At 61.9% G+C, this 23,427-nt stretch carries 20 protein-coding genes and 1 pseudogene; 14 read left to right on the top strand and 7 right to left on the bottom strand.

Annotated features, from left to right (window positions below; genetic code table 11):
- Positions 1–104: 104 nt before the first annotated feature.
- Positions 105–1,667, bottom strand: coding sequence for a sigma-54-dependent transcriptional regulator (locus QMX97_RS12200; RefSeq protein WP_065909774.1), 1,563 nt, complete (start codon positions 1,665–1,667; stop codon positions 105–107).
- Between the two features lie 256 nt (positions 1,668–1,923).
- On the opposite strand from QMX97_RS12200, the gene phhA reads away from it, so the two are divergent.
- The 3 genes from phhA (at position 1,924) to QMX97_RS12185 (ending at position 4,362) form a co-directional block, all read left to right on the top strand.
- On the top strand, positions 1,924–2,715 hold the full coding sequence (gene phhA / locus QMX97_RS12195) for a phenylalanine 4-monooxygenase (protein ID WP_282397011.1): 792 nt from the start codon (positions 1,924–1,926) through the stop codon (positions 2,713–2,715).
- 97 nt (positions 2,716–2,812) lie between these two features.
- Positions 2,813–3,169: a 4a-hydroxytetrahydrobiopterin dehydratase gene (locus QMX97_RS12190; protein ID WP_010208721.1), complete on the top strand. Its 357-nt coding sequence runs from the start codon at positions 2,813–2,815 to the stop codon at positions 3,167–3,169.
- Positions 3,169–4,362, top strand: a complete 1,194-nt coding sequence (locus QMX97_RS12185) for an amino acid aminotransferase (protein ID WP_282397010.1) — start codon at positions 3,169–3,171, stop codon at positions 4,360–4,362. The genes QMX97_RS12190 and QMX97_RS12185 overlap by 1 nt, the downstream gene beginning before the upstream one ends.
- 124 nt (positions 4,363–4,486) lie before the next feature.
- On the opposite strand, the gene QMX97_RS12180 is transcribed toward QMX97_RS12185, so the two are convergent.
- Complete coding sequence (locus tag QMX97_RS12180; protein WP_106803028.1) at positions 4,487–5,296, bottom strand: UDP-2,3-diacylglucosamine diphosphatase; 810 nt, start codon at positions 5,294–5,296, stop codon at positions 4,487–4,489.
- Between the two features lie 137 nt (positions 5,297–5,433).
- Here QMX97_RS12180 and QMX97_RS12175 point away from each other — a divergent pair, with 137 nt between their 5' ends.
- The 3 genes from QMX97_RS12175 (at position 5,434) to QMX97_RS12165 (ending at position 7,572) form a co-directional block, all read left to right on the top strand.
- Positions 5,434–6,195 (top strand): helix-turn-helix domain-containing protein, encoded by a 762-nt coding sequence (locus tag QMX97_RS12175; protein ID WP_065909766.1) that lies wholly within the window; start codon positions 5,434–5,436, stop codon positions 6,193–6,195.
- Between the two features lie 82 nt (positions 6,196–6,277).
- Positions 6,278–7,162 (top strand): DMT family transporter, encoded by an 885-nt coding sequence (locus QMX97_RS12170; RefSeq protein ID WP_282397009.1) that lies wholly within the window; start codon positions 6,278–6,280, stop codon positions 7,160–7,162.
- A gap of 128 nt (positions 7,163–7,290) precedes the next feature.
- Positions 7,291–7,572 (top strand): hypothetical protein, encoded by a 282-nt coding sequence (locus QMX97_RS12165; protein WP_106803027.1) that lies wholly within the window; start codon positions 7,291–7,293, stop codon positions 7,570–7,572.
- A gap of 39 nt (positions 7,573–7,611) precedes the next feature.
- On the opposite strand, the pseudogene QMX97_RS12160 reads toward QMX97_RS12165, so the two are convergent.
- A pseudogene (locus QMX97_RS12160) lies at positions 7,612–7,898 on the bottom strand (SelT/SelW/SelH family protein).
- Between the two features lie 84 nt (positions 7,899–7,982).
- Between QMX97_RS12160 and QMX97_RS12155 the strand changes: the two are divergent.
- The gene (locus QMX97_RS12155) at positions 7,983–10,172 is read left to right on the top strand and encodes a patatin-like phospholipase family protein (RefSeq protein ID WP_106803026.1); all 2,190 of its coding nucleotides are present in this window, start codon (positions 7,983–7,985) and stop codon (positions 10,170–10,172) included.
- A gap of 114 nt (positions 10,173–10,286) precedes the next feature.
- Here QMX97_RS12155 and QMX97_RS12150 read toward each other — a convergent pair whose 3' ends face one another.
- Together QMX97_RS12150 and recQ are read right to left on the bottom strand one after the other, a co-directional pair.
- On the bottom strand, positions 10,287–10,721 hold the full coding sequence (locus QMX97_RS12150) for a MarR family transcriptional regulator (RefSeq protein WP_065909756.1): 435 nt from the start codon (positions 10,719–10,721) through the stop codon (positions 10,287–10,289).
- A 121-nt stretch (positions 10,722–10,842) separates the two neighbouring features.
- Positions 10,843–12,969: a DNA helicase RecQ gene (recQ, locus tag QMX97_RS12145; RefSeq protein ID WP_065909753.1), complete on the bottom strand. Its 2,127-nt coding sequence runs from the start codon at positions 12,967–12,969 to the stop codon at positions 10,843–10,845.
- A gap of 275 nt (positions 12,970–13,244) precedes the next feature.
- On the opposite strand from recQ, the gene QMX97_RS12140 reads away from it, so the two are divergent.
- From QMX97_RS12140 to QMX97_RS12130, 3 genes are all read left to right on the top strand, one after another.
- The gene (locus tag QMX97_RS12140) at positions 13,245–13,832 is read left to right on the top strand and encodes a YecA family protein (protein ID WP_065909751.1); all 588 of its coding nucleotides are present in this window, start codon (positions 13,245–13,247) and stop codon (positions 13,830–13,832) included.
- A 20-nt stretch (positions 13,833–13,852) separates the two neighbouring features.
- Complete coding sequence (locus QMX97_RS12135) at positions 13,853–14,236, top strand: YbaN family protein (protein ID WP_065909749.1); 384 nt, start codon at positions 13,853–13,855, stop codon at positions 14,234–14,236.
- 119 nt (positions 14,237–14,355) lie between these two features.
- Positions 14,356–17,826 (top strand): PAS domain-containing hybrid sensor histidine kinase/response regulator, encoded by a 3,471-nt coding sequence (locus QMX97_RS12130; protein WP_213553269.1) that lies wholly within the window; start codon positions 14,356–14,358, stop codon positions 17,824–17,826.
- Positions 17,827–17,916: 90 nt separating this feature from the next.
- Here QMX97_RS12130 and rmuC read toward each other — a convergent pair whose 3' ends face one another.
- Both rmuC and QMX97_RS12120 read right to left on the bottom strand, forming a co-directional pair.
- Positions 17,917–19,281, bottom strand: a complete 1,365-nt coding sequence (rmuC, locus tag QMX97_RS12125) for a DNA recombination protein RmuC (protein ID WP_282397013.1) — start codon at positions 19,279–19,281, stop codon at positions 17,917–17,919.
- A 175-nt stretch (positions 19,282–19,456) separates the two neighbouring features.
- Positions 19,457–19,780: a hypothetical protein gene (locus QMX97_RS12120; protein ID WP_065909744.1), complete on the bottom strand. Its 324-nt coding sequence runs from the start codon at positions 19,778–19,780 to the stop codon at positions 19,457–19,459.
- A gap of 456 nt (positions 19,781–20,236) precedes the next feature.
- On the opposite strand from QMX97_RS12120, the gene QMX97_RS12115 reads away from it, so the two are divergent.
- The 4 genes from QMX97_RS12115 (at position 20,237) to QMX97_RS12100 (ending at position 23,398) form a co-directional block, all read left to right on the top strand.
- Complete coding sequence (locus tag QMX97_RS12115) at positions 20,237–20,542, top strand: hypothetical protein (protein ID WP_282397008.1); 306 nt, start codon at positions 20,237–20,239, stop codon at positions 20,540–20,542.
- A gap of 443 nt (positions 20,543–20,985) precedes the next feature.
- On the top strand, positions 20,986–21,207 hold the full coding sequence (locus QMX97_RS12110) for a hypothetical protein (protein ID WP_024076751.1): 222 nt from the start codon (positions 20,986–20,988) through the stop codon (positions 21,205–21,207).
- 281 nt (positions 21,208–21,488) lie between these two features.
- The gene (locus QMX97_RS12105) at positions 21,489–21,971 is read left to right on the top strand and encodes a hypothetical protein (protein WP_065909741.1); all 483 of its coding nucleotides are present in this window, start codon (positions 21,489–21,491) and stop codon (positions 21,969–21,971) included.
- Between the two features lie 146 nt (positions 21,972–22,117).
- Positions 22,118–23,398, top strand: coding sequence for an outer membrane protein transport protein (locus QMX97_RS12100; protein ID WP_201145667.1), 1,281 nt, complete (start codon positions 22,118–22,120; stop codon positions 23,396–23,398).
- Positions 23,399–23,427 lie beyond the last annotated feature (29 nt).

The raw sequence follows: 23,427 nt of genomic DNA, 5'->3' as shown, positions 1-23,427 counted from the left end.
GGCTTGCTCGCGAAGGCGCTGTGTCAGCCAGCACATAAGGTGACTGATCCACCGCATTCGCGAGCAAGCCCGCTCCCACATTTTGACCCAGTTGTGTCAGGTAGTTACTTGTCGGTCTTGAGAATTTCGTAATCGCGTAACTTATTGGCGATGGTGGTGTGGGACACCCCCAGGCGCTTGCCCAGTTGCCGGCTGCTGGAATGCTCGGCATACAGGCTTTCCAGTACTGCCTTCTCAAAGCGTCCAACGATCTCTTCCAGGCCGCCCTCCAGGGAGAAATCGCCAAGCGGCTGACGCACGCCGTAATCCGGCAAGCGAATATGCTCAGCCTTGACCGTGCCGCCCTCGCACAACGACACCGCCTGGAACAGCACGTTTTCCAGCTGCCGCACGTTGCCCGGCCAGTGGTAGTGGCTCAGGCGATCCATCGCGGCAGGCGCCAGCTTGGGCAGCGGGCAGCCAATCTGGCGGCTGGCCTGATCGAGAAAGTGCTCGACCAGCGGCGCCAGGCCATCCAGGCATTCGCGCAGCGGCGGGATATGCAGGGACAGCACATTGAGGCGGTGATACAGGTCCTGGCGGAATTCGCCCCGGGCACACAGTTCGGACAAATCCACCTGGGTGGCGCAGATCACGCGCACATCCAGGTACACCTCTTCATCACTGCCGACCCGGCGAAAGCAACCGTCCTGCAGAAAACGCAGCAATTTCACCTGCAACCGCGCGCTCATTTCACCGACACCATCGAGAAACAATGTACCGCCCGCCGTCAACTCCAGCAGCCCGAGCTTGCCCTCGGCCCGCGCACCTTCAAACGCACCGGGACCGTAGCCGAACAGTTCGGTTTCGGCCATGGACTCCGGCAGACCGGCGCAATTGAGCGCCATCAGCGGCGACTGCCCGCGCGGACTGGCCAGGTGACAGGCACGCGCCAGCAGCTCTTTGCCGGTGCCGGTTTCGCCTTCTATTAATAGAGGCGCATCCAGCGGCGCCATACGCCGGGCTTCACGCACCACCGCGGCCATGACCTTGGAGCTTTGGAAAATACTGTCGAAGCCGCGCAGCTCTTGCTTGCGCACATTGTAGATACGCTCGCCCACGCGGTCGGCGCGGTGCAGGGTCAGCACGGCCCCGGCCATGGCCTCGCTGTCATCGTGCTCGGAAGATTGCAGCGGCGCGATATCCGCCAGGAACACGTCACCCTTGACCTTGACCCGCAGGCCATTGATCCGCGATTTGCTCGCGCGCACCAACTCGGGCAAGTCGAAGTCTTCGGCGTAGCGCGACAGCGGAATCCCCGGCACCTCATCCACCCGCACCCCGAGCAACTGCGCCGCCGCACGGTTGGCGGCGACGATGGAACCGCCCATGTCGATCGACAGCACCGGAAACTCCAGGGCGCCGAGCAAGGCATTGAGCTCCATATGCCGCCGCTCGCTGGGCATCAGCCCGACCCGCTTGACGCCAAACACCCCGGCAATCGCCTCGAACTGCGGGCGCAACGCCTGGAACTGCATGTTCACCAGGTTCGGGCAATACAGGTAGATGGCGTTGCCATGCTCGCCGCCGACCTCGCCCTTGGCGACGTTGACGCCGTATTCCACCAGCAGGTTGAGGATGTCCCGCAGGATGCCGATGCGGTTCTGGCAGTGCACTTTGATACGCATGAAAAGGCCCGAAGAGTGGGGAAGCGCCGCGTGTTTTTGCCGCTGGGCGCAGATAGTCGTCAAGATTATGTGACAGTCACCGGCCTTTTTACAGCCCGCCGACGCCACCGGCCCACAAGCGTAACGAATACTTTACATAATTCGGTAAGTTTTCCTACAGATCGCTGCCGCGAGTGGATGGCATCGGCGCCGCGCCTCGGTATCAATAGAGGCATCGCAGGACATAACAAGAACGAATGCCTAGCAGGAGAGCCGTATGAAGCAGACGCAATACGTGGCCCGCGAGCCCGATGCGCAAGGTTTTATCCACTACCCGCCGGAAGAACACGCGGTGTGGAACACCCTGATCACGCGCCAGTTGAAAGTGATCGAAGGCCGCGCCTGCCAGGAATACCTGGACGGCATCCACAAGCTCGGCCTGCCACTGGACCGCATTCCGCAATTGGGCGAGATCAATAAAGTGCTGGCCGAGACCACAGGCTGGCAAGTCGCCCGGGTCCCCGCACTGATCCCCTTCCAGACCTTTTTCGAATTGCTCGCCAACAAGCAGTTCCCGGTGGCGACCTTTATTCGTACCCGCGAAGAGCTGGACTACCTGCAAGAGCCGGATATTTTCCACGAGATCTTTGGTCACTGCCCGTTGCTGACCAACCCCTGGTTCGCCGAATTCACCCACACCTACGGCAAGCTCGGCCTGGCGGCCACCAAAGAGCAGCGCGTGTACCTGGCGCGCCTGTACTGGATGACCATCGAGTTCGGCCTGGTGGATACGCCCGCCGGCCTGCGCATCTACGGTGGCGGTATTTTGTCGTCGCCCAAGGAGACGGTGTACAGCCTGTCGTCCGAGCCCGAGCACCAAGCCTTCGACCCACTGGAAGCGATGCGCACGCCGTACCGCATCGACATCCTGCAGCCGTTGTACTTCGTGCTGCCGGACCTGAAGCGCCTGTTCGACGTGGCGCAGGAAGACATCATGGGCATGGTCGAACGCGGGATGCAGCTGGGTCTGCATGCACCGAAATTCCCGCCAAAGCCCAAGGCTGCTTGAACCTTACATCTTGAGGCCAGGTGAGTCTGTTCCCTGGCCGCGCGTTGCTTTAGGGTAACGCTACTGACCTTCATACATTCGAATTCAGGACACCCCCATGACCACCTTGAACCAAGCCCATTGCGAAGCCTGCCGCGCCGACGCTCCACAAGTCAGCGATGAAGAACTGCCGGTGCTGCTCAAGCAGATTCCCGACTGGAACATCGAAGTGCGCGACGGCGTGATGCAACTGGAGAAGGTCTTCCTGTTCAAGAACTTCAAGTTTGCCCTGGCCTTCACCAACGCCATGGGTGAAATCTCCGAAGCCGAAGGCCATCACCCAGGCCTGCTGACCGAATGGGGCAAGGTCACCGTGACCTGGTGGAGCCACTCCATCAAGGGCCTGCACCGCAATGACTTCATCATGGCCGCGCGCACCGACGAAGTGGCCAAGGACGCCGAGGGCCGCAAGTAATGCACTTCGATGCCATTGGCCGTGTGCCCGGCGACCCGATCCTCGGGCTGATGGACCTGTACGCCCAGGACCCCAACCCGAACAAATTCGACCTCGGCGTGGGCGTGTACAAGGACGACCAGGGCCTGACGCCGATTCCGCACTCGGTGAAGCTCGCCGAGCAGCGCCTGGTCGACACCCAGACCACCAAGACCTACATCGGCGGCCATGGCAACGCGGCCTTCGGCACGCTGATCAGCGCCCTGGTACTCGGCGCCGATTCGGCCCTGATCCACGCCCGCCGCGCCGGTGCGACCCAGACGCCGGGCGGCACCGGTGCCCTGCGCCTGAGTGCCGACTTCATCGCCCACAGCCTGCCCGGCCGCGGCGTGTGGCTGAGCAACCCGACCTGGCCGATCCACGAAACCATCTTCGCCAAGGCCGGCCTCAAGGTCAGTCATTACCCTTACGTGGGCACCGACAACCGCCTGGATGTGGCGGCGATGCTGGCGACCCTCGCCACCATTCCCAAGGGCGACGTGGTGCTGCTGCACGCCTGCTGCCACAACCCGACGGGTTTCGACCTGTCCCAGGATGACTGGCGCCAGGTCCTGCAGATCGTACGCGAGCGCCAGCTGCTGCCGCTGATCGACTTCGCCTACCAGGGCTTCGGCGACGGCCTGGAGCAGGATGCCTGGGCGGTGCGCCTGTTTGCGGCCGAGTTGCCGGAAGTCCTGGTCACCAGCTCCTGCTCGAAGAACTTCGGCCTGTACAGCGACCGCGTCGGCGCGTTGATCGTGTGCGCGGCGGATGCCGAGAAGCTGACGGATGTGCGCAGCCAACTGGCGAATATCGCACGCAACCTCTGGTCGACGCCGCCGGATCATGGCGCGGCGGTGGTCGCGACGATCCTGGGGGATGCCGAGCTGAAAAAACGCTGGAGCGACGAGGTCGAAGCCATGCGTTCACGCATTGCACACCTGCGTTCCGGGCTGGTGGAAGCATTGGCGCCCCATGGCCTGTCGGCGCGGTTCGCGCACATCGGCACACAGCGCGGGATGTTTTCCTATACCGGCCTGAGTGCAGAGCAGGTGAAACAGCTGCGCGAGAAACACAGCGTGTACATGGTGAGTTCGGGCCGGGCTAACGTCGCGGGCATCGATGCCACGCGCTTGACGCTGCTGGCCGAAGCCATCGCCGACGTCTGCAACTGACGAGACCGACTCAAACTGTAGGAGCTGGCGTGCCTGCGATGGCGGTGTATCAGTCACTGAACAAGCTGACTGAACACCGCTATCGCCGGCACGCCAGCGCCCACAGGTGGAAGGTGTCGGGCCCTTAGCCCGCAACCATTTCAGCCTTGAGCTGCGCCTCTTTCGCCTGCGCATCCGCCAACCGATACAACTCGATACTCCCATCCCAGTGCTCGATCAACGCCGTGCACGACTCCACCCAATCCCCGCAATTGAGGTAGTCCACCTCGCCCACCTTGCGAATCTCCGCATGGTGGATATGCCCACACACCACGCCGTGCAGCTCGCGCTTGGTCACTTCATGGGCGATGGCTTCTTCGAAATCGCTGATGAAACTCACCGCGGTCTTGACCTTGTGCTTGAGGTACGCCGACAACGACCAGTAGCCATAGCCATAACGCGCACGCCAGTGATTGAGCCAGCGGTTCAGGGTGAGGGTGAACTCGTAGGCCGAGTCGCCGAGGAACGCCAGCCAGCGGTGATACCGAGTGATCACATCGAACTGGTCGCCGTGGATCACCAGCAAATGACGACCATCGGCGGTGACATGCACGGCCTCGTCCACCAGTTGGATGTTGCCCAGGATCAGCTTGGAATAGCGGCGCAGGAATTCGTCATGGTTGCCGGTGACGTAGATCACTTCGGTACCGCGCTTGGCCATGGTCAACAGGCGGCGGATCACGTTGGTATGGGCCTGCGGCCAATACATGCCACCGCGCATTTTCCAACCATCGATGATATCGCCGACCAGGTACACCTTGTCGGCGTGATACCCCTTGAGGAACTGCGACAAATGTTCGGCCTGGCAATCCCGAGTGCCCAGGTGCACATCAGAAATCCACAGGGTACGAACCCGTTGCTTGCGGCTGGGCTTGGCGAACTCGGCACTGGTCATGGGCATCCCTCGACGGTGTTTTCGCGAGCTTGCGCCCTGGCGATTAATAGCCCATGACAGTCGTGCGTCACTCTGATGACAGCGCCGGCGCGCCGCAAAGCGTTGTAGACTGGCACGCTGCAACCCTGGAGACCGCGATGAGAGCCGCCCTCACGCTGCGCCACTACCTCGAAGCACCGCTCGCCCACAGCCATGACCACGCGCAGTTGGTGTTCGGCCTGTCCGGGCACCTGGACCTGGAAGTGGATGGCCGTGGCAGCCAGGTGCGCGAAAGCAGCGTGATGGTGCTGCCCTTCTCCGCCCACCACGCGTGCGGCAGTCGTGATGGCAGCCGGTGCCTGGTGCTGGATGTGCCCACCGAACATTGGCTGCTGCAATCCCTGGGCGAGCATGCGGACGCCAGCCGCCGCCTGCTCGACCAGCCCGCGCGCCTGGCCCTCGACTCGCGGCAACATCAACTGGTGCAATGGCTGGCGCACAGCCCGGTGGACGATCCGCTGATCGTCCAGCAAGGCGCGGTATTGCTGCTGGCCAGCCTCAATCATTCCCTTGCGCCACCGCTGCCGGGCCGGCGCCTGCCGTATGCGGCGTTCAATGCGCATATCGAGCGACACGTGGCGCACCCGCTGCAAGTCGCCGATCTGGCCCGTATCGCCGAGCTGTCGGTGGCGCGCCTGCACGCGCGATTCGTCGCCGAGTGTGGGCAGACGCCGATGGACTACATCCGCAGCCGCCGCCTGCACAAGGCCCTGGGCCTGCTGCGCGAGACGCCACTGGCGATCGGCGAGATAGCCGCGCGCGTCGGCTATGCGTCGCAGAGTGCCTTCGCGGCGGCGATGCTGCGTGAATTTGGCGCTTCCCCCACCGCCTTGCGCGTGGGCGAGAGTCCTGCGCTATAAATCGCGAGCCCCACGACAGACACCCTCGCCCGCAACCCTCTAGACTGCGAACCTGTCACTCCCGTTGGTTTCAAGGATCGCAATGACTCCCCGCTCAGCCCTCAGCGCCCTGCATATAGGCGCATTGATGTTTGGCCTCACCGGCGTATTCGGCAAACTGGCGGCCGCTTCACCCGCCATCATCGTGTTCGGCCGTGCCGCGTTTGCGGTGCTGGCGTTGGCAGTGTTTGCGCGCTTTGCCAGCAACACCACCTGGAAGCGCCTGGCGTTGCGCGACTGGCGCCGGCTGGTGATCAGCGGCGTGCTGCTGGCCGCGCATTGGGTGACGTTTTTCATCGCGGTGAAGGTGGCTGGCGTGGCGGTGGCAACCCTTGGGTTCACCGCGTTCCCGGCGTTTACCGTGATCCTCGAGGGGCTGATCTTCCGCGAGCGCATTCGCGCCAATGAAGTGCTGCTGGTGGCGCTGGTCACCGTCGGCCTGGTGCTGGTGACACCGGATTTCAATCTCGCCAGCGAAGCCACCGGCGGCCTGCTCTGGGGGATCGTCTCGGGGTTGCTGTTCTCGTTGCTGTCGCTGAACAATCGCGCCAGCTCCGGGCGGATTCCGGCGGTGCAGGCGGCGCTGTGCCAGAACCTGGTAGTCGCGGCCTGCCTGCTGCCCGTGGCGGCGCCGGGGTTGGCCGAGGTTCGCGCGCTGGACTGGCTGTGGATCGGCCTGCTCGGCGTGTTCTGCACCGGCCTGGCCCATAGCCTGTTCGTCGCCAGCCTCGCAGTGATCAAGGCGCGCACCGCCTCCGTGGTATTTGCCATGGAACCGGTGTACGGCATCACCGTGGCCTGGCTGCTGTTCGCCGAAACCCCGACACTGCGCATGCTGATGGGCGGCGCGCTGATCATCGTCGCCATCGTGCTGTCCGGGTTGATGGGCAGCGCCAGCCAGGCCAAACAGCCCGCAGCGAGTGCCTGATCTATACTCTGGTCATCCGCAACAGTTTGTCGTCGTTCAACGGATAAAGACTCCTCGACGACAGCCCTGATGCTTGAAGTTGCTGCAAGCGAGAGGTCACTCGATTAACGCTATGCAGGGGTTTCATCATGGAAATGTTCATCAGCTTGCTGGTGCAGATCATCAGCGGCGCCATCGGCGGCAACATCGCCGGCATGACCAAAGAGGGCCTGGGCACCGGGCTCAATACACTGATCGGCGGCGTGGGCGGACTGGTACTGGGCCAGATAGTCGCGGCACTGACCGGCACCAGCAGCGGCGAAGCGCTGGATGTCGCGGCAGTCGGCGGCAATATCCTCGGTGGCGGTATCGGCGGCCTGGTGCTGACCTGGGTCGTAGGCTTCATCAAGAGCAAAATGGCCGCCAAATAGTTGCCGGCACCAGTCACCGCCCTGCAGTGGCGGTGACTGTCAGGGCTTGCGCTCGTTGTGCCCGAGGTCGCGCTGTGGGTCGATCTGGTCGCGCACGCGCTGCTTGAGCACCTTGGCCTCGGGGAAGCCCCCGTCCGACTTGCGCTCCCAGATCTGCACGCCCTCGCAGGTGATGCGAAACGCTCCGCCCGTGGCCGGTTCCAGCGAAACTTTGCCCAAGTCATCGGCAAACGTACTCAACAGTTCCTGCGCCAGCCATGCGGCGCGCAGCAGCCACTGGACTGGGTGCAGTAGGTGATGACAATCTCGGGTTTATCAGCGGACATAATTTGAGAGGCTCCTGACGTAACGGGCTCGGCGGATCGGGTGGCTATAATACCGGCCTTTATCGCCCAGCCTCGAGATTCATGATGCGCCGCCTGTTGTCCTGCCTGTTCCTGTGCCTGCTCCCTCTTCTCGCCGACGCCCTCGAAACGCCACGCCCGAAAATCGGCCTGGTGCTGTCCGGCGGCGCCGCCCGTGGCCTCGCCCACATCGGCGTGCTCAAGGCACTGGAAGAACAAGGCATCCATATCGATGCGATTGCCGGCACCAGCATGGGTGCCGTCATCGGCGGCCTGTATGCATCGGGCTACAAGATCGACGAGCTGGAAAAACTCGCGCTCGGCATCGACTGGCAGCAGGCCCTGTCCGACGCGCCACCGCGTGAAGACGTGCCGTTCCGGCGCAAGCAGGATGACCGTGATTTCCTGGTCAAGCAGAAACTGAGCTTTCGCGATGACGGCAGCCTCGGCCTGCCCCTCGGGGTGATCCAGGGCCAGAACCTGGCGCTGCTGCTGGAAAGCATGTTCGCCCACAGCAGCAATACGCGTAATTTCGACAAGCTGCCGATCCCCTTTCGCGCCGTGGCCACCGACATCACCACCGGTGAAAAGGTGGTGTTCAGCAAAGGCCATCTGCCCCAGGTGATCCGCGCCAGCATGTCGATCCCGGCGGTGTTCGCCCCGGTGGAACTGGACGGCCGGCTGCTGGTGGACGGCGGCATGACTGACAACATCCCGCTGGACGTGGCACGGGAAATGGGCGTGGACATCGCCATCGTCGTGGACATCGGCACCCCGCTGCGCTCGCGCAAGCAACTGGCCACGGTGGTGGACGTGCTCAACCAGTCCATCACCCTGATGACCCGACGCAACTCCGAAGAACAACTCAAGGCCCTGCACCCCAAGGATGTGCTGATCCAGCCGCCGCTGGCCGCCTATGGCGTGACCGACTTCGGCCGGGCCAAGGACATGATCGACGCCGGCTACCGCGCCACCCGTGCCCTCGATGTGCGCCTGGCGCACCTGCGCCCGGCCGAGCCGATCGACCCGCAGCTGGTGGCCGCGCGCACGCCGGGCGAGCGCACCCCGGTCATCACCGCGATCAACGTGGAGAACGACTCGAAAGTCAGCGACGACGTGATCCGCTACTACATCCGCCAACCGCTGGGCGAGCCGCTGAACCTGGGCCGCCTGCAAACCGACATGGGCACCCTGTACGGCCTGGATTACTTCGAGCAGGTGCAATACCGCGTGGTCAAGAAAGGCCAGGACAACACCCTGGTGATCAGCGCACGCGGCAAGCGCAGCGGCACCGACTACCTGCGCCTGGGCCTGAACCTGTCGGACGACATGCGCGGCGACAGCGCCTTCAACCTCGGCGCCAGCTACCGCATGAATGGCATCAACCGTCTCGGCGCCGAATGGCTGACGCGCGTGCAGATCGGTGATCGCCAGGAGCTGTACAGCGAGTTCTACCAGCCGATGGACACCGGGTCGCGCTACTTCGTCGCCCCCTACCTGAGTGCCCAGGCACAGAATGTCGAACTGATCCTGGACAACGACCCGATCTCCGAATACCGCCTGGAACGCTACGGCTTCGGCCTGAACGTGGGGCGCCAGATCGGCAACAGCGGCGAGATCCGCTTCGGCGTCGGCGAAGCCTGGGGCAAGGCCGATGTGCGCATCGGCGATCGCAGCTTGCCCAGCGTAAGCTTCAGCGAAGGCTTCTATGAACTGAAGTACTCCTTCGATTCCCTGGACAACGTGTACTTCCCCCATACCGGCGAAGACATCGGCCTGGCCTACCGCGAATTCGAACCGGGGCTGGGCTCGGACCAGCGCTATCGCCAATGGGAATTCAAGCTGGACAAGGCCATGAGCCACGGCCCGGACACGCTGGTGCTGGGCGGTCGCTACGGGCGCACCCTGGATGATTCGGACGTGGTGATTTCCAGCTTCCTGCTCGGCGGTGCACGGCAGCTATCGGGCTTTCGCCAGGATGCGATCTCGGGACAGAACATCAGCCTGATGCGTGCCGTGTACTACCGCAGGTTGACGCCACGCTCGTACCTGCCGCTGGATTTCCCGCTGTACCTGGGGGCGTCGCTGGAACGCGGCCGGGCGTGGAACAACGACAATGAGTTCGACAGTGGCTATATCAACGCGGCGAGTATTTTCCTCGGCTTTGACACACCGTTGGGGCCGCTGAATTTCAGCTACGGGTTCAACGATGACAATCAGAAAGCGGTGTACCTGAACCTGGGGCAGACGTTCTGACACGCACTTCAGAGGCGCCCGGCTTGCCGGCGATGGCAGCGGATATTCACCGCATGGCTCCAGGGCCTCATCGCCGGCAAGCCGGTTCCTACGGGGGGCTGTCGTTTCTGGAGGTCAGGACTTTTCCAGGTTTGCCAGGATGTGCCCATGCACGCGCATGCACACGCTCAAGTCAGCTTCGTCCACACCCACAAACAACTCATGGCGCAGGGCGGTGGCGATGGTCTCGATCTGTTCGATCAGGGGGCGGGCGGTGTCACACAGCAAAATGCGTTTGGCACGACGATCTTCCACGACGGCTTGGCGTTGCACCAAACCCTGGCCTTCCAGGCTGTCGAGCAAGCGTGCGAGTGTCGGCCCTTCGACGCCGACGCTTTGCGCCAGCTCGCGTTGCGTCGGCGCGTCCTGGAAACGGGCCAGGTGCAGCAGCACCAGCCAGCGCGCCTGGGACAGGCCCAGCCCCGCCAAACGGCGGTCCAACTCGGCGCGCCAACCTCGGGACATTTGCGCCAGTTGCATGCCAAAACGGTGTTGATCGGTTAACGGCATAAAAAACTCATGGTTTAGACTGAAAATAAAGTGTGGCTAATTATTAGTCAGCTAAGCATGAGCCATGCCAGTAGGCAAGAGTTGCTATGTACTGATTCGTTACATTGTCATAATCAACGCACTAAATTTCGAATTCAGACTGCAACGCGGCGCGTACGCAGTACAAAACGCCCTCCGGAACACGCCCGGTAAACAGCGGCGCGATCTCGGCAACCGGTGGCAATTCGCCTTCTCCGTCGAGGAAGGCATCCTGGATTTCACCAAGCAGATCCTCCGGCAAATCCAGCGCCTGCTCCAGCGACAACTGTTGCTTGCCGATGGACTCGGCCAGCAAGGTGTACACATTTTTTTCCGAGCACTGCAGCTGGCCGGCGATCTGGATCGGAGTCATCCCGGCGCGCGCCAGGCTGATCAGTTCGTGGCGAATATCGGCAACTTCCTTGGGGGCTTCGGCCTGGCCGCCGAGCACTTCGAGGAAGGCCTGGCCGTAACGCTCCAGCTTGCGCGCGCCGACACCGCTGACCCGCGCCATTTCGGCCATCGTGGTGGGCTGCTCGCGCAGCATTTCCAGCAGGGTCGAGTCGGGGAAAATAACGTACGGCGGCACACTGTGTTCCTGCGCCAGTTTGCGCCGCAGGGTGCGCAAGGCTTCCCACTGCTCGCGCTCTTCGCCGCGCACCAGTTGGCTGGCCTGGCTGGTGCTGCTCTTGGCGGTGGTCTGCGGCTTGAGATCGCGTCGCAGCTCCAGGCTCACTTCGCCCTTGAGCAATGGCCGGCAACTGTCGTTGAGGCGCAGCCCGCCATAGCCTTCCAGGTCGATATCCACCAGGCCGCGCGCGACCATCTGCCGGAACAGCGAGCGCCACTCGCCCTCGGCGCGGGCCTTGCCGACGCCGTAGACCGACAGTTTCTCGTGGCCGAAGCTGCGCACCTTTTCGTTGTCCTTGCCCAGCAGCACATCCACCAGGTGACCGACGCCGTAGCGTTGGCCGGTGCGGTAGATCGCCGACAACGCCTGGCGCGCAGGCTCGGTGGCGTCCCAGGTCTGCACGCCGTCGACGCAGTTGTCGCAGTGGCCGCACGGCTCGGGCATATCCTCGTCGAAGTATGCCAGCAGCGTCTGGCGACGGCAGCGGGTTTCTTCACACAGCGAGAGCATGGCGTCGAGCTTGTGCTGCTCCAGGCGCTTGTGGCGCTCATCGCCTTCGGAGTTCTGCAGCATCTGCTTGAGCATCACCACATCTTGCAGGCCATAGACCATCCAGGCATCCGCCGGCAGGCCATCACGGCCGGCACGTCCGGTTTCCTGGTAATACGCCTCGAGGGACTTGGGCAGATCCATGTGCGCCACGAAGCGCACGTTGGATTTATCGATGCCCATGCCGAACGCGATGGTCGCCACCATGATCAGGCCTTCCTCGTTGAGGAAGCGCTTCTGGTGGTAGGCACGCAAATCATTCGGCAGGCCGGCGTGATAGGGCAGCGCCGGGTAACCTTGTTCGCAGAGGAACGCGGCGACCTCATCGACCTTCTTGCGCGACAGGCAGTACACGATGCCCGCATCGCTGCGCCGCTCGGAGAGGAACGCCAGCAACTGCTTGCGCGGCTGCTCCTTGGGTACGATGCGGTAGAAGATGTTCGGGCGGTCGAAGCTCGAGAGGAAGCGCTCGGCATTCTGCAAATGCAGGCGCTCGACGATCTCTTCGCGGGTGCGCTTGTCGGCGGTGGCGGTCAGGGCGATGCGCGGCACGTCAGGGAACAGCTCCGCCAATTGGCCCAGCTGCAGATACTCGCGACGGAAATCATGCCCCCATTGCGACACGCAGTGGGCTTCATCGATGGCAAACAGCGCGATTTCCAGGCTCTGCAAAAACGCCAGCATGCGCGGCTGCACCAGGCGCTCGGGGGCCAGGTAGAGCATCTTGACTTCACCGCGCTTGATGCGGGCGGCCAGGTCGCGCTGCTGCTCGGCGCTGAGGGTGGAGTTCAGGGAGGCGGCGGCGACGCCAAGTTCTTCGAGGGTCGCCACCTGGTCGTCCATCAACGCGATCAGCGGCGACACCACCACGGCCAGGCCGTTGCGCAACAGCGCCGGTACCTGGAAGCACAACGATTTGCCGCCGCCGGTAGGCATCAGGACCAGCGCGTCACCGCCACTGGCCACGCGCTCAATGATCGCACCCTGGCGGCCACGAAAACTGTCGTAGCCGAAGATGTCCTTGAGGACGCGTTGAGCCTGCTCGAGCATGTAAAACTCCAAATAGTGCCGAAATCCCTCTGTACAGGCTGGCCGAAAAAATACGTTTTCACGGAGAATAATCCGTAAGCGAAGTTTTCGCGGACGGGCGCCTAACCTGCAGGGGCATCACAAAACGCGGCAGTATACCCGAGCGACACTCGGCAAAGGGCGCGACTGACGAATAGACGCCCGTCTCTAAAACCCGGCAAATATGCCTTGCAGCTGGCCTGGGCGCTCAAGAAAGCCTAGAATTCAGCATCGTTTATTCCCAAGGTAGCCCTTCAATGTCCTTCGCTGAGCAACTAACCCGCCTGCAAGCCTTCCTCGACGCCGATGAGCTGCATGACGAGGCGCTGGACTACGTGGCCGCCCACGGCTACCTGACCGCCCTGTCCATCTGCTCCGAAGCCGTGCCGGACCGTGAGTGGATCGACGCCTTGTTCGCCGAAGAGCCGCACTACACCGACGCGGCCCAGCGCGAAGAAATCGAATCGACCCTGCTCGCCCTCAAGGCCCATATCGGTCGCCAGCTGGCCTCCGACGAGGAATTCGAGTTGCCGTGCGACCTGGACCTGGGCGAAGAGCCGGATGACTCCGACCTGCGCGGCTGGTGCATCGGTTTCATGGAAGGTGTGTTCCTGCGCGAAGCTGCCTGGTTCGAAACCGCCGAGGAAGAAGTCAGCGAAATGCTGCTGCCGATCATGGTCGGTTCGGGCCTGTTCGACGATCAGCCGGAATTCTCCGACATCGCCGCCGACGCCAACCTGATGGACGACATGATCGTACAGATCCCCGAAGCACTGACCGCGCTGTACCTGCTGTGCAACGCCCCCGACGAAAAACCGGCGATCCTCAAGCCACGTCACCACTGAGTCAGTTGCCCGTGACACCCATGGGCAATCGCTCGCTGCTCCTGCGCTACCTGCTGCTGGCCATCGGCTGGCTCAGCGTAGCGTTGGGCGTCATCGGCATCTTCCTGCCGGTGCTGCCGACTACGCCCTTCCTGCTGCTCGCCGCCGCCTGCTTCGCCCGAAGCTCCCCGCGTTTCTACCACTGGCTGGTGGAACACCCGCGCCTGGGTCCGTGGATCAAGGACTACCTCGACGGCAATGGCATCCCGCTCAAAGGCAAGGTCTACGCCATTGGCTTGATGTGGCTGAGCATCGGTGTCTCCTGCTACCTGGTGCCGCTGCCGTGGGCCCGTGGTTTCATGCTGACCAGCGCCGTGCTGGTGACGATCTACATCCTGCGCCAGAAAACCCTGCCGCCACGTTGATCACTGCCTGCGACATTAGCGCCCACACGACCTTGGTCGACACTGACTAACCCCAGGCATCATGCGAGACTGTCCAACCGGGCCTGGAATGCCTGGGTGTTCTTATGCTCGGAGTTACCATGACGCTGTCCAGCGGGCTGATCGCCGCCGTTGCCCTGGCCTATATGGCCATTATGTTTGCCATCGCCTTCTACGGTGACCGCCGCCGTGCGCCGCTGCCACCGCGCATGCGCGCGTGGGTGTACAGCCTGTCGCTGGCGGTCTACTGCACCAGCTGGACGTTCTTCGGCGCCGTAGGCCAGGCCGCCGAACAGTTGTGGGCGTTTTTACCGATCTACCTGGGACCCGTGCTGCTGCTGGTGTTGGCACCCTGGGTGCTGCAGAAGATGATTCTGATCAGCAAGCAGGAAAACATTACCTCGATCGCCGACTTTATCGCCGCACGCTACGGGAAATCCCAATCGCTGGCCGTGGTGGTGGCCCTGATCTGCCTGGTTGGCGTGCTGCCCTATATCGCCCTGCAACTCAAAGGCATCGTGCTGGGCGTCAACCTGCTGATCGGTGCGGGTGCCGACACCACGGGCACCCGCGCCCAGGACACGGCACTGATCGTGTCGCTGGTGCTCGCGCTATTCACCATCGTCTTCGGTACGCGCAACCTCGACGCCACGGAGCACCACCGTGGCATGGTGCTGGCGATTGCCTTTGAATCGCTGGTCAAGCTGTTCGCGTTTCTCGCCGTCGGCGCGTTCGTGACCTACGGCCTGTACGACGGTTTCGGCGACTTGTTCAGCCAGGCCATGCTCGCGCCGAGGCTGGAGGAATACTGGAAAGAAACCGTCAACTGGCCATCGATGGTGGTACAGACCGGCGTGGCGATGATGGCGATCATCTGCTTGCCGCGGCAATTCCACGTCACCGTGGTCGAGAATATCGACCCGCAGGACCTGCGCCTGGCCAAATGGGTGTTCCCGGCCTACCTGATTCTCGCCGCCCTGTTTGTGATCCCTATCGCCCTCGGCGGCAAAATGATGCTGCCCGGCTCAGTGATGCCGGACTCCTATGTCATCAGCCTGCCACTCGCCGAAGCCCATCCGGCCCTCGCCGTACTGGCGTTTATCGGCGGTGCGTCGGCGGCCACCGGCATGGTGATCGTGGCGAGCATCGCGCTGTCGACCATGGTCTCCAACGACATGCTGCTGCCGTGGTTGCTGCGTCGCTCCAGTGCCGAGCGGCCGTTCGAAGTGTTCCGCCACTGGATGCTGTCGGTGCGCCGGGTCAGCATCGTGATCATCCTGCTGCTGGCGTATGTCAGCTACCGCTTGCTCGGCTCGAGTGCCAGCCTGGCGACCATCGGCCAGATCGCCTTTGCCGCCGTGACCCAATTGGCGCCGGCGATGCTCGGTGCGCTGTATTGGAAACAGGCGAACCGGCGCGGCGTATTTGCCGGATTGGCGGCGGGCACCTTCCTGTGGTTCTACACCCTGGTCCTACCGGTGACGGCGAAAAGCCTGGGCTGGTCCCTCAGCCTTTTCCCTGGGCTGACGTGGATGCATTCGCACCCGCTGGGTTTGTCCGTGACGTCATTGACCTTGGGCACCGTGTTCTCGCTGGCGGGTAACTTCACGCTGTTTGTGTGGGTGTCGATGCTGTCGCGCACGCGCGTGTCGGAACACTGGCAGGCCGGGCGCTTCATTGGCCAGGAAATCAGCCAACGTGCCAGCGCCCGTTCGATGCTCTCGGTACAAATCAGCGACCTGCTCAGTTTGGCCGCGCGTTTCGTCGGGGATGAGCGGGCCCAGCAGAGCTTTATCCGCTTTGCCTATCGGCAGGGAAAAGGCTTCAACCCCAACCAGAATGCCGACAACGACTGGATCGCTCACACCGAGCGATTGCTGGCCGGTGTACTCGGTGCATCGTCGACGCGTGCGGTGGTGAAAGCCGCCATCGAAGGGCGCGAAATGCAGCTGGAGGACGTGGTACGGATCGCCGACGAAGCCTCCGAAGTGCTGCAATTCAACCGGGCCCTGCTGCAGGGCGCCATCGAGAACATCACCCAGGGCATCAGCGTGGTGGACCAGTCCCTCAAGCTGGTGGCCTGGAACCGCCGCTACCTGGAGCTGTTCAACTACCCGGACGGGCTGATCAGCGTGGGGCGGCCGATTGCCGACATCATCCGCTACAACGCCGAGCGCGGCTTGTGTGGCCCAGGCGAGGCCGAGGTGCATGTGGCGCGCCGTCTGCACTGGATGCGCCAGGGCCGCGCGCACACGTCCGAACGCTTGTTTCCGAACGGGCGGGTGATCGAGCTGATTGGCAATCCGATGCCCGGTGGCGGTTTCGTCATGAGTTTTACCGACATTACTGCGTTCCGCGAAGCCGAACAGGCCCTCACCGAAGCCAACGAGGGCCTGGAGCAACGGGTCACCGAGCGTACCCATGAGCTGTCGCAACTGAATGTGGCGCTCACCGACGCCAAGGGTGTGGCCGAGTCTGCCAGCCAGTCGAAGACACGCTTTCTTGCCGCCGTCAGTCATGACTTGATGCAGCCGTTGAACGCCGCGCGCCTGTTCTCCGCCGCCCTCTCCCACCAGCACGACGGCCTGTCGAGTGAAGCGCGGCAACTGGTGCAACACCTGGACAGTTCGCTGCGCTCCGCCGAAGACTTGATCAGCGATTTGCTGGATATTTCGCGCCTGGAAAACGGCAAGATCAATCCACAACGCCAGCCGTTCGTGCTCAACGAGCTGTTCGATACCCTCGGCGCCGAATTCAAGGCGCTGGCCCACGAGCAGGGCTTGCGCTTCCGACTGCGTGGCAGCCGATTGCGGGTGGACAGTGATATCAAGTTGCTGCGGCGAATTTTGCAGAATTTCCTGACCAACGCTTTCCGCTATGCCGACGGCCCGGTGCTGCTTGGCGTACGCCGTCGCAAGGGCGAACTGTGCCTGGAGGTGTGGGACCGAGGGCCCGGCATCCCGCTGGACAAACAGAAAGTGATCTTCGAAGAATTCAAACGCCTGGACAGCCACCAGACCCGTGCAGAAAAAGGCCTGGGCCTGGGTCTGGCGATCGCCGACGGCCTGTGCCGGGTGCTCGATCACCGATTGAGCGTGCGCTCCTGGCCAGGCAAGGGCAGCGTGTTCAGTGTGCGCGTGCCGCTGGCGCGCAACCAGGCCAGCCCGCAGATCAAGGCTGCGCCGGAAAACGGCCTGCCGCTGAGCGGCGCGCAGGTACTGTGCGTGGATAATGAAGAAAGCATCCTGATCGGCATGCGCAGCCTGCTGACGCGCTGGGGCTGCGAGGTGTGGACCGCCACCGACCAGGCACAATGCGCAGCGCTGCTCGCCGAGGGCGTGCGCCCGCAACTGGCCTTGGTGGACTATCACCTCGACCATGGCGAAACCGGCACCGAACTGATGGGATGGCTGCGAGCGCAACTGGCGGAGCCGATTCCCGGCGTGGTGATCAGCGCCGATGGCCGCCCGGAGATGGTCGCCCAGGTGCATGCGGCAGGGTTGGACTACCTGGCCAAGCCGGTCAAGCCCGCGGCCCTGCGGGCGCTGCTGAGCCGGCACCTACCGCTGTAACCGGCCCGACTCAGTCCCCTCTAGGAGCCGGCTTGCCGGCGAAGCGGGCCTCCAGCGTGGCGCCGATTTTACCGACGCCATCGCCAGCAATCATTCGGGCAGGTGCGCCACACCGTCGGAGTCGGTCATCGCCCGCTCCAGCAGATCGGCCGGCAGGCTTTTGCTGGCTCGCGCACCGAGCAGTCTTAATTGCTCGGTGCGGCTGACCAGGTTTCCGCGTCCATCTGTCAGCTTGTTCCGCGCAGCACTGTAAGCCTTGTCCAACTGCTGCAGACGGTTGCCCACTTCATCCAGATCCTGGATAAACAGTACAAACTTGTCGTACAGCCACCCCGCACGCTCGGCGATCTCCCGGGCATTCTGGCTTTGGCGTTCCTGCTTCCACAGGCTGTCGATCACCCGCAGGGTGGCGAGCAAGGTAGTCGGGCTGACGATGACGATATGCCGGTCGAAAGCTTCCTGGAACAGGTTGGGTTCGGCCTGCAGCGCCGCCGAAAATGCCGCTTCGATGGGCACGAACAGCAGGACAAAGTCCAGGCTGTGCAGGCCCTCCAGGCGTTTGTAATCCTTGCCGGCCAAGCCTTTGACATGATTGCGCAGCGACAGCACGTGCTGCTTCAGCGCTGCCTGGCCGATCACTTCATCATCGGCGGCGACGAATTGCTGATACGCGGTCAGGCTGACCTTGGAATCGACCACCACCTGCTTGTCACCGGGCAACATGATCAGTACATCAGGCTGGAAACGCTCGCCATCCGGGCCCTTGAGGCTGACCTGGGTCAGGTACTCGCGGCCCTTCTCCAGGCCGGCGTGCTCCAGCACCCGCTCAAGGATCAGTTCGCCCCAGTTGCCCTGGGTTTTCTGGCCCTTGAGTGCGCGGGTCAGGTTGGTGGCTTCGTCTGACAGACGCAGGTTCAATTGCTGCAGGCGCTCAAGCTCCTTGGCCAGGGAAAAGCGCTCGCGCGCCTCGTTCTGATAGCTTTCTTCCACGCGCTTTTCGAACGACTGGATGCGTTCCTTGAGCGGGTCGAGCAACTGGCCCAGGCGCTCCTGGCTGGTTTCGGCAAAGCGCTGCTCGCGTTCATCGAAGATCTTGCCGGCCAGCTCGGCAAACTGCGCACGCAGCTCGTCGCGCGAGCCCTGAAGGTCGGCGAGGCGCTGCTGATGGCTGTCCTGTTGCTCGCGCAGTTCGGCGCGCAAGGCCGCCGCCAGCGCATCGAGGCGACGCAATTCGGTTTCCTTGGCGCTGCGGTCGAGGTTCCAGGCGTGGGCCGCGTCACGGGCGTTGTCGCGGTCGATCTGCAGCAGCTCGACTTCGCGGCGGACGGCGGCCAGGTCGGCCTGCTTGGCGGCGTTGGCCTGGCTCAAGTCGCTGATCTCGTCGCGACTGGCATCCAGCTGGGCGGCGAGGCCTTCCTGGGCCAGTTGCGCAGTGGCCAGGCGCTCTTCGAGCAGCTCCCAACCGGCCATGCGCGCAGTCAGTCGTCGCTGCATCTGCCAGCACACCGCCAATAAAGGCACTGCGGCACCCGCCAGGCCCAGGGCGATACTGGTCCAGTCAAAAACCATAGCCATTTCTGCCATTACCGAAAAAGAGCAAGGTTAACCAAGCACAGGGCTGGAGGACAGCTCAGTCTTCGACCTGGCCGAGTTCGCGTTGGGCGCGGCGGTCGCCAGCGCGGGCGGCCAGGCGCAACAGGTCGTGGCCGATGCGACGGTCGCGGGCGTTGCCGCACTCACGGCACATCAATTGGCCCAGGCGGCTCTGTGCCGCGACCACACCTTCACGGGCAGGCTGCTTGAGCAAACGTCCGGCAAAGTGTTTGACGTTGGTGTTGTGACCCAGGCGTGGACTGTCGAGCAACCACAAGGCAACTTTCATAGAGAAACGCTTGGGTGCGGTAACAGTCTGAGGGGTATCGGTAACAGAAGGTGATACTGAGCGAAACTTCATAAAGCACTGTGGGACAGAACGGAAGGCGCGCCACTCTACTCTTTTTTTCGCACAGGTAAAGCTGAAAAAACCCTGCACGCCCGTTCTAGAGCAAGCGCTCGGGACAATCCACAGAAGCTGTGGATAACTCAGTGGACAACCCCCCTTTAACTCGCGCAAAGCCCCATGGAATGGGGGCCGCAGTCAAACTGACGATTTTTTCACCAATAAAAAAAAGCCAGATTTTTCATTGACTTAAATTTCCATTGCAGGCAAATGGCGGCTGAGCGAAGCAGTTGACAGCGCGGTTACACATGCGGCAACTAATGTGCACAAGTACCCACCCATTGGTTATATCGCCGGCGTTTTTTGAAGCGACCGCCGCCAAAAATGTTACCGACAGGCCAGGTCGGGACTTTTCAAAACTTTGTGCGCTCGCCACACTGCCCGACCTACAGCACAACAGTGGGTGGGTCGATGAAAGGCATTCTGCTGTTCGCGCTGCTGTTACTGGCGATCTGCGCCCTTTCCCTGGGAATCAACGCGGCCCTGCCGTCGCCGGACGGCGCCTTGTTTGCCATTGCCATTCTGCTGTCGGCCGCCTTCACGGCCGTGTGCCTGTGCATCGAACTGGGTGAAGGTCGCATCGATGACATGGGCGATGTGATCAACGTGATCGAGACCGGTCGGTCCATGCGCCTGACATTGGCGGCCTATGCCCTGGGTTGCTCGCTGGCGGCGGCGATCACGGTGCTGGTCTACCGTGGCCTGCTGGGCGCCTGATTGAAGTTTTTTGGCTAGCACACTTCCCTTCCCTGTTTCAATCCGTTACTATCCGCGGCGTTAGTACCAAGCTGAAAGTCAATTCTGGTCGAACAACTCCCCTGAACAACACGGGATCGACCACCTCGATGGTTTCCAGGTATCACTTGCGACGACACTGCCTTTGAACAAGCAAAGGGTGTCGCGAAGTCTCAATACTCTGACCGAACCAACCTGCAAATTGATCAGGATCTTCACCCCGGGCCCAGAACCTTTGCCCCTGTTGTGTTGCCTGCCCTCCTAAGTACCTACCTGCCAGCCCAAGCGCGCCTAACTTATCAGCGCTTCAAACTGGCTGCTTTGTTCCAGTCGGGTTCTTCGTTCGATCAATGGTGATCAACGTCACTGGAACGTTTTAACGTTGCACGGTTCTTAACCGTGTCATTTGTAGGAACACCAATAATATGTCGACTATCCACACTCAGGATGCCATTCGCACCCTCACCAACGCTTTTGCTCCAATGAACTGCCTGATCATGGCCGCTCGCAAAGGCTGCTTCAGCTTCACCCTGGTCAACGAACACGGCATCGCTCGTCACAGCGAACGCCTGTACCCCGATCAATACTCCAGCGCAGAACCGCTGCAGGCCGTGATCGAGCGTACCCGTCAGGCACTGGTTGCCTGATCGACCCGAGTCGCTGAAACACAAAAAACCCTGTCTGAAAAACAGGGTTTTTTATTGCCTGGAATTCGGCCATTGAGCTTTTGCACTAAGTTCAAATAGATATAACCGTTATAACTGCATAGCGAAGATGTTTTAAAAACAGTCCTTTACATCACAAATATGACACTACACTTCAACTCAAGCGGCATGATCCGCTTGCGACGCGCCTGAGATCCGATCCACAGCTGCCAAGCCCCCACCTTTCTCAGGCCCGTCGCCCACTTCCACGGATTGAGGCTTGTATGGGTATCGCCGCCAGCGAATTGTGTCGTTATGTGATCCGGCCGACGTTGATGTACCTGGGCCGACACGATCAAACGGCTGAGTCCCTGCTGCTGGGCATCGCCGCCAGTCAATCGGAGCTCGGCTCCGCCTTGCACGACCGCCGCGGCCACGGCCTGTACAGCATCACCGAACCCCGTCACCGCGCCTTATGGGACAACTACCTGGCGCTGGACCCGGAACGCGCCAGCCTGGTACGCGGGCTGGCCAGCCAACATGCGTTCCTCAGCGCGCCCCAGCTTGAGCTGACGGTCAACCTGCGCTATGCCACGGCCATCGCCTGGCTACTGGTGGAACAGCACCGTCCGGCACTGCCGGAACCGGGTGACGTCTTGGCCATGGCGCGTATCTGGAAAGAAATTTTTCATCCACAAGGGCGGCTGCGTGATTTCACTCAAGCCTGGCAAACCTGTGTTTCACCCATGAATCACGTGGTTTGCTGACCGGGCATTTTGCAAGATTCGCCAAAAATCGCGAATTTTGGTCGGATTGTCCTACAAAACCGCTCTATCTCCTGCATTTCAGCCTATAGCGCGATCTTAAAATTATTGTTACTTTCCGCAGCGGTGATCACCACGGAGTTCTAATAATGAAAAAAGTAATGCTCAAGACCACACTTAGCCTCGCCGTTGCCATGGCATCCTCCCAACTGTTCGCAAGCGGTTTTGCACTGAACGAACAGAGCGTCAGCGGGATGGGTACGGGTTTCGCAGGTCGCTCCTCTTCTGCCGATGATGCAAGCACTGTCTACGGTAACCCTGCCGGTATGTCCCGCCTCAATGGCCAGCAAATCACCGGTGGTGTTGCGGCGATTGATGCCTCCACTGATATCAGCGATACCGGTGGTAACTCCCGCGGTTCCAACAAAGGTGACATGGTTCCTTTTACTGCGGTGCCATTCGGTTTCTACACCAACAAACTCAACGATCAGTGGGCCATCGGCTTCGGTGTTTATGCACCGTTCGGCCTGGTGACCGACTATGAAAACGGCTTCCAGGGCCGCGGCTTCGGCAGCAAGAGCGAAGTGAAGGTCATGACCTTCCAGCCAACTGTCAGCTATGCGTTCAATGATCGCGTGTCGATTGGTTTTGGCCCGACCATCAACCGGATTTCCGGGGTGCTGGAGTCGGATCGGACCACGCTGCCGACTGCCGGCGACACTAACGTAAAGATCAAGGGTGACGACACCGCACTGGGCTTCAACGTCGGCGTATTGGTGCAAGCCACCGACACCACGCGGGTAGGCCTGACCTACCACTCGAAGGTCAAGTACAAGCTTGATGGCCACACCACCGTCAGCGGCCCGAGCAACACCCAGTTCCTCCTGGCCAATAACCGCTACGACGCCTCGCTGAAAATCGACACGCCTGAGTCCTACGATCTGTCGGTCACTCAAGACCTGAGCGATGCCTGGAAAGTCTACGGTGGTGCCACCTGGACGCGCTGGAGCCGCCTGAAAGAAATCACCGTGAACAACGAAGGCGTCTCGGCTTCCGGCGGCCTGCTGGCCGGCGGGCTCACCAACATCACTGAAGAACAGAACTGGCACGACACTTGGGCCTACGCTGTGGGTACCTCGTACCAGCTGACCAAGCAAGTGGTACTGCGTACCGGCCTGACCTTCGACCAGTCGCCTACCAACAACACCGATCGTTCGCCGCGCATCCCGACTGGCGACCGTACGATCTTCAGTGTGGGCCTGGGCTACAAAGTCCTGGATAACATGACCATCGACCTGGCGTACTCCTACCTGAAGGAAGAAGACGTCAAGGTCAACCAGGTGGCCGACGCGCCGTCGACCGCCTCCTACCGCGCCAAATATGAAAACAGTGCCAACGGTTTCGGCCTGGGCATGACCTACACCTTCTGATCCAGACCGGTGTGAAAAAGCCCCGCTCT

This window comes from Pseudomonas sp. PS01298, from assembly GCF_029959745.1.
In the GTDB taxonomy this organism is placed as follows: Bacteria; Pseudomonadota; Gammaproteobacteria; order Pseudomonadales; family Pseudomonadaceae; genus Aquipseudomonas; species Aquipseudomonas aylmerensis.
Note: the sequence above shows the minus strand (reverse complement) of the source record. Positions and strands in the feature narration are given on the sequence as shown.

Excerpts from the sequence above, each read along its gene's own strand:
- QMX97_RS12200 (WP_065909774.1), bottom strand. The coding sequence starts at position 1,667 with ATGCGTATCAAAGTGCACTGCCAGAACCGCATCGGCATCCTGCGGGAC.
- phhA (WP_282397011.1), top strand. The coding sequence starts at position 1,924 with ATGAAGCAGACGCAATACGTGGCCCGCGAGCCCGATGCGCAAGGTTTT.
- QMX97_RS12190 (WP_010208721.1), top strand. The coding sequence starts at position 2,813 with ATGACCACCTTGAACCAAGCCCATTGCGAAGCCTGCCGCGCCGACGCT.
- QMX97_RS12185 (WP_282397010.1), top strand. The coding sequence starts at position 3,169 with ATGCACTTCGATGCCATTGGCCGTGTGCCCGGCGACCCGATCCTCGGG.
- QMX97_RS12180 (WP_106803028.1), bottom strand. The coding sequence starts at position 5,296 with ATGACCAGTGCCGAGTTCGCCAAGCCCAGCCGCAAGCAACGGGTTCGT.
- QMX97_RS12175 (WP_065909766.1), top strand. The coding sequence starts at position 5,434 with ATGAGAGCCGCCCTCACGCTGCGCCACTACCTCGAAGCACCGCTCGCC.
- QMX97_RS12170 (WP_282397009.1), top strand. The coding sequence starts at position 6,278 with ATGACTCCCCGCTCAGCCCTCAGCGCCCTGCATATAGGCGCATTGATG.
- QMX97_RS12165 (WP_106803027.1), top strand. The coding sequence starts at position 7,291 with ATGGAAATGTTCATCAGCTTGCTGGTGCAGATCATCAGCGGCGCCATC.
- QMX97_RS12155 (WP_106803026.1), top strand. The coding sequence starts at position 7,983 with ATGCGCCGCCTGTTGTCCTGCCTGTTCCTGTGCCTGCTCCCTCTTCTC.
- QMX97_RS12150 (WP_065909756.1), bottom strand. The coding sequence starts at position 10,721 with ATGCCGTTAACCGATCAACACCGTTTTGGCATGCAACTGGCGCAAATG.
- recQ (WP_065909753.1), bottom strand. The coding sequence starts at position 12,969 with ATGCTCGAGCAGGCTCAACGCGTCCTCAAGGACATCTTCGGCTACGAC.
- QMX97_RS12140 (WP_065909751.1), top strand. The coding sequence starts at position 13,245 with ATGTCCTTCGCTGAGCAACTAACCCGCCTGCAAGCCTTCCTCGACGCC.
- QMX97_RS12135 (WP_065909749.1), top strand. The coding sequence starts at position 13,853 with ATGGGCAATCGCTCGCTGCTCCTGCGCTACCTGCTGCTGGCCATCGGC.
- QMX97_RS12130 (WP_213553269.1), top strand. The coding sequence starts at position 14,356 with ATGACGCTGTCCAGCGGGCTGATCGCCGCCGTTGCCCTGGCCTATATG.
- QMX97_RS12120 (WP_065909744.1), bottom strand. The coding sequence starts at position 19,780 with ATGAAGTTTCGCTCAGTATCACCTTCTGTTACCGATACCCCTCAGACT.
- QMX97_RS12115 (WP_282397008.1), top strand. The coding sequence starts at position 20,237 with ATGAAAGGCATTCTGCTGTTCGCGCTGCTGTTACTGGCGATCTGCGCC.
- QMX97_RS12110 (WP_024076751.1), top strand. The coding sequence starts at position 20,986 with ATGTCGACTATCCACACTCAGGATGCCATTCGCACCCTCACCAACGCT.
- QMX97_RS12105 (WP_065909741.1), top strand. The coding sequence starts at position 21,489 with ATGGGTATCGCCGCCAGCGAATTGTGTCGTTATGTGATCCGGCCGACG.
- QMX97_RS12100 (WP_201145667.1), top strand. The coding sequence starts at position 22,118 with ATGAAAAAAGTAATGCTCAAGACCACACTTAGCCTCGCCGTTGCCATG.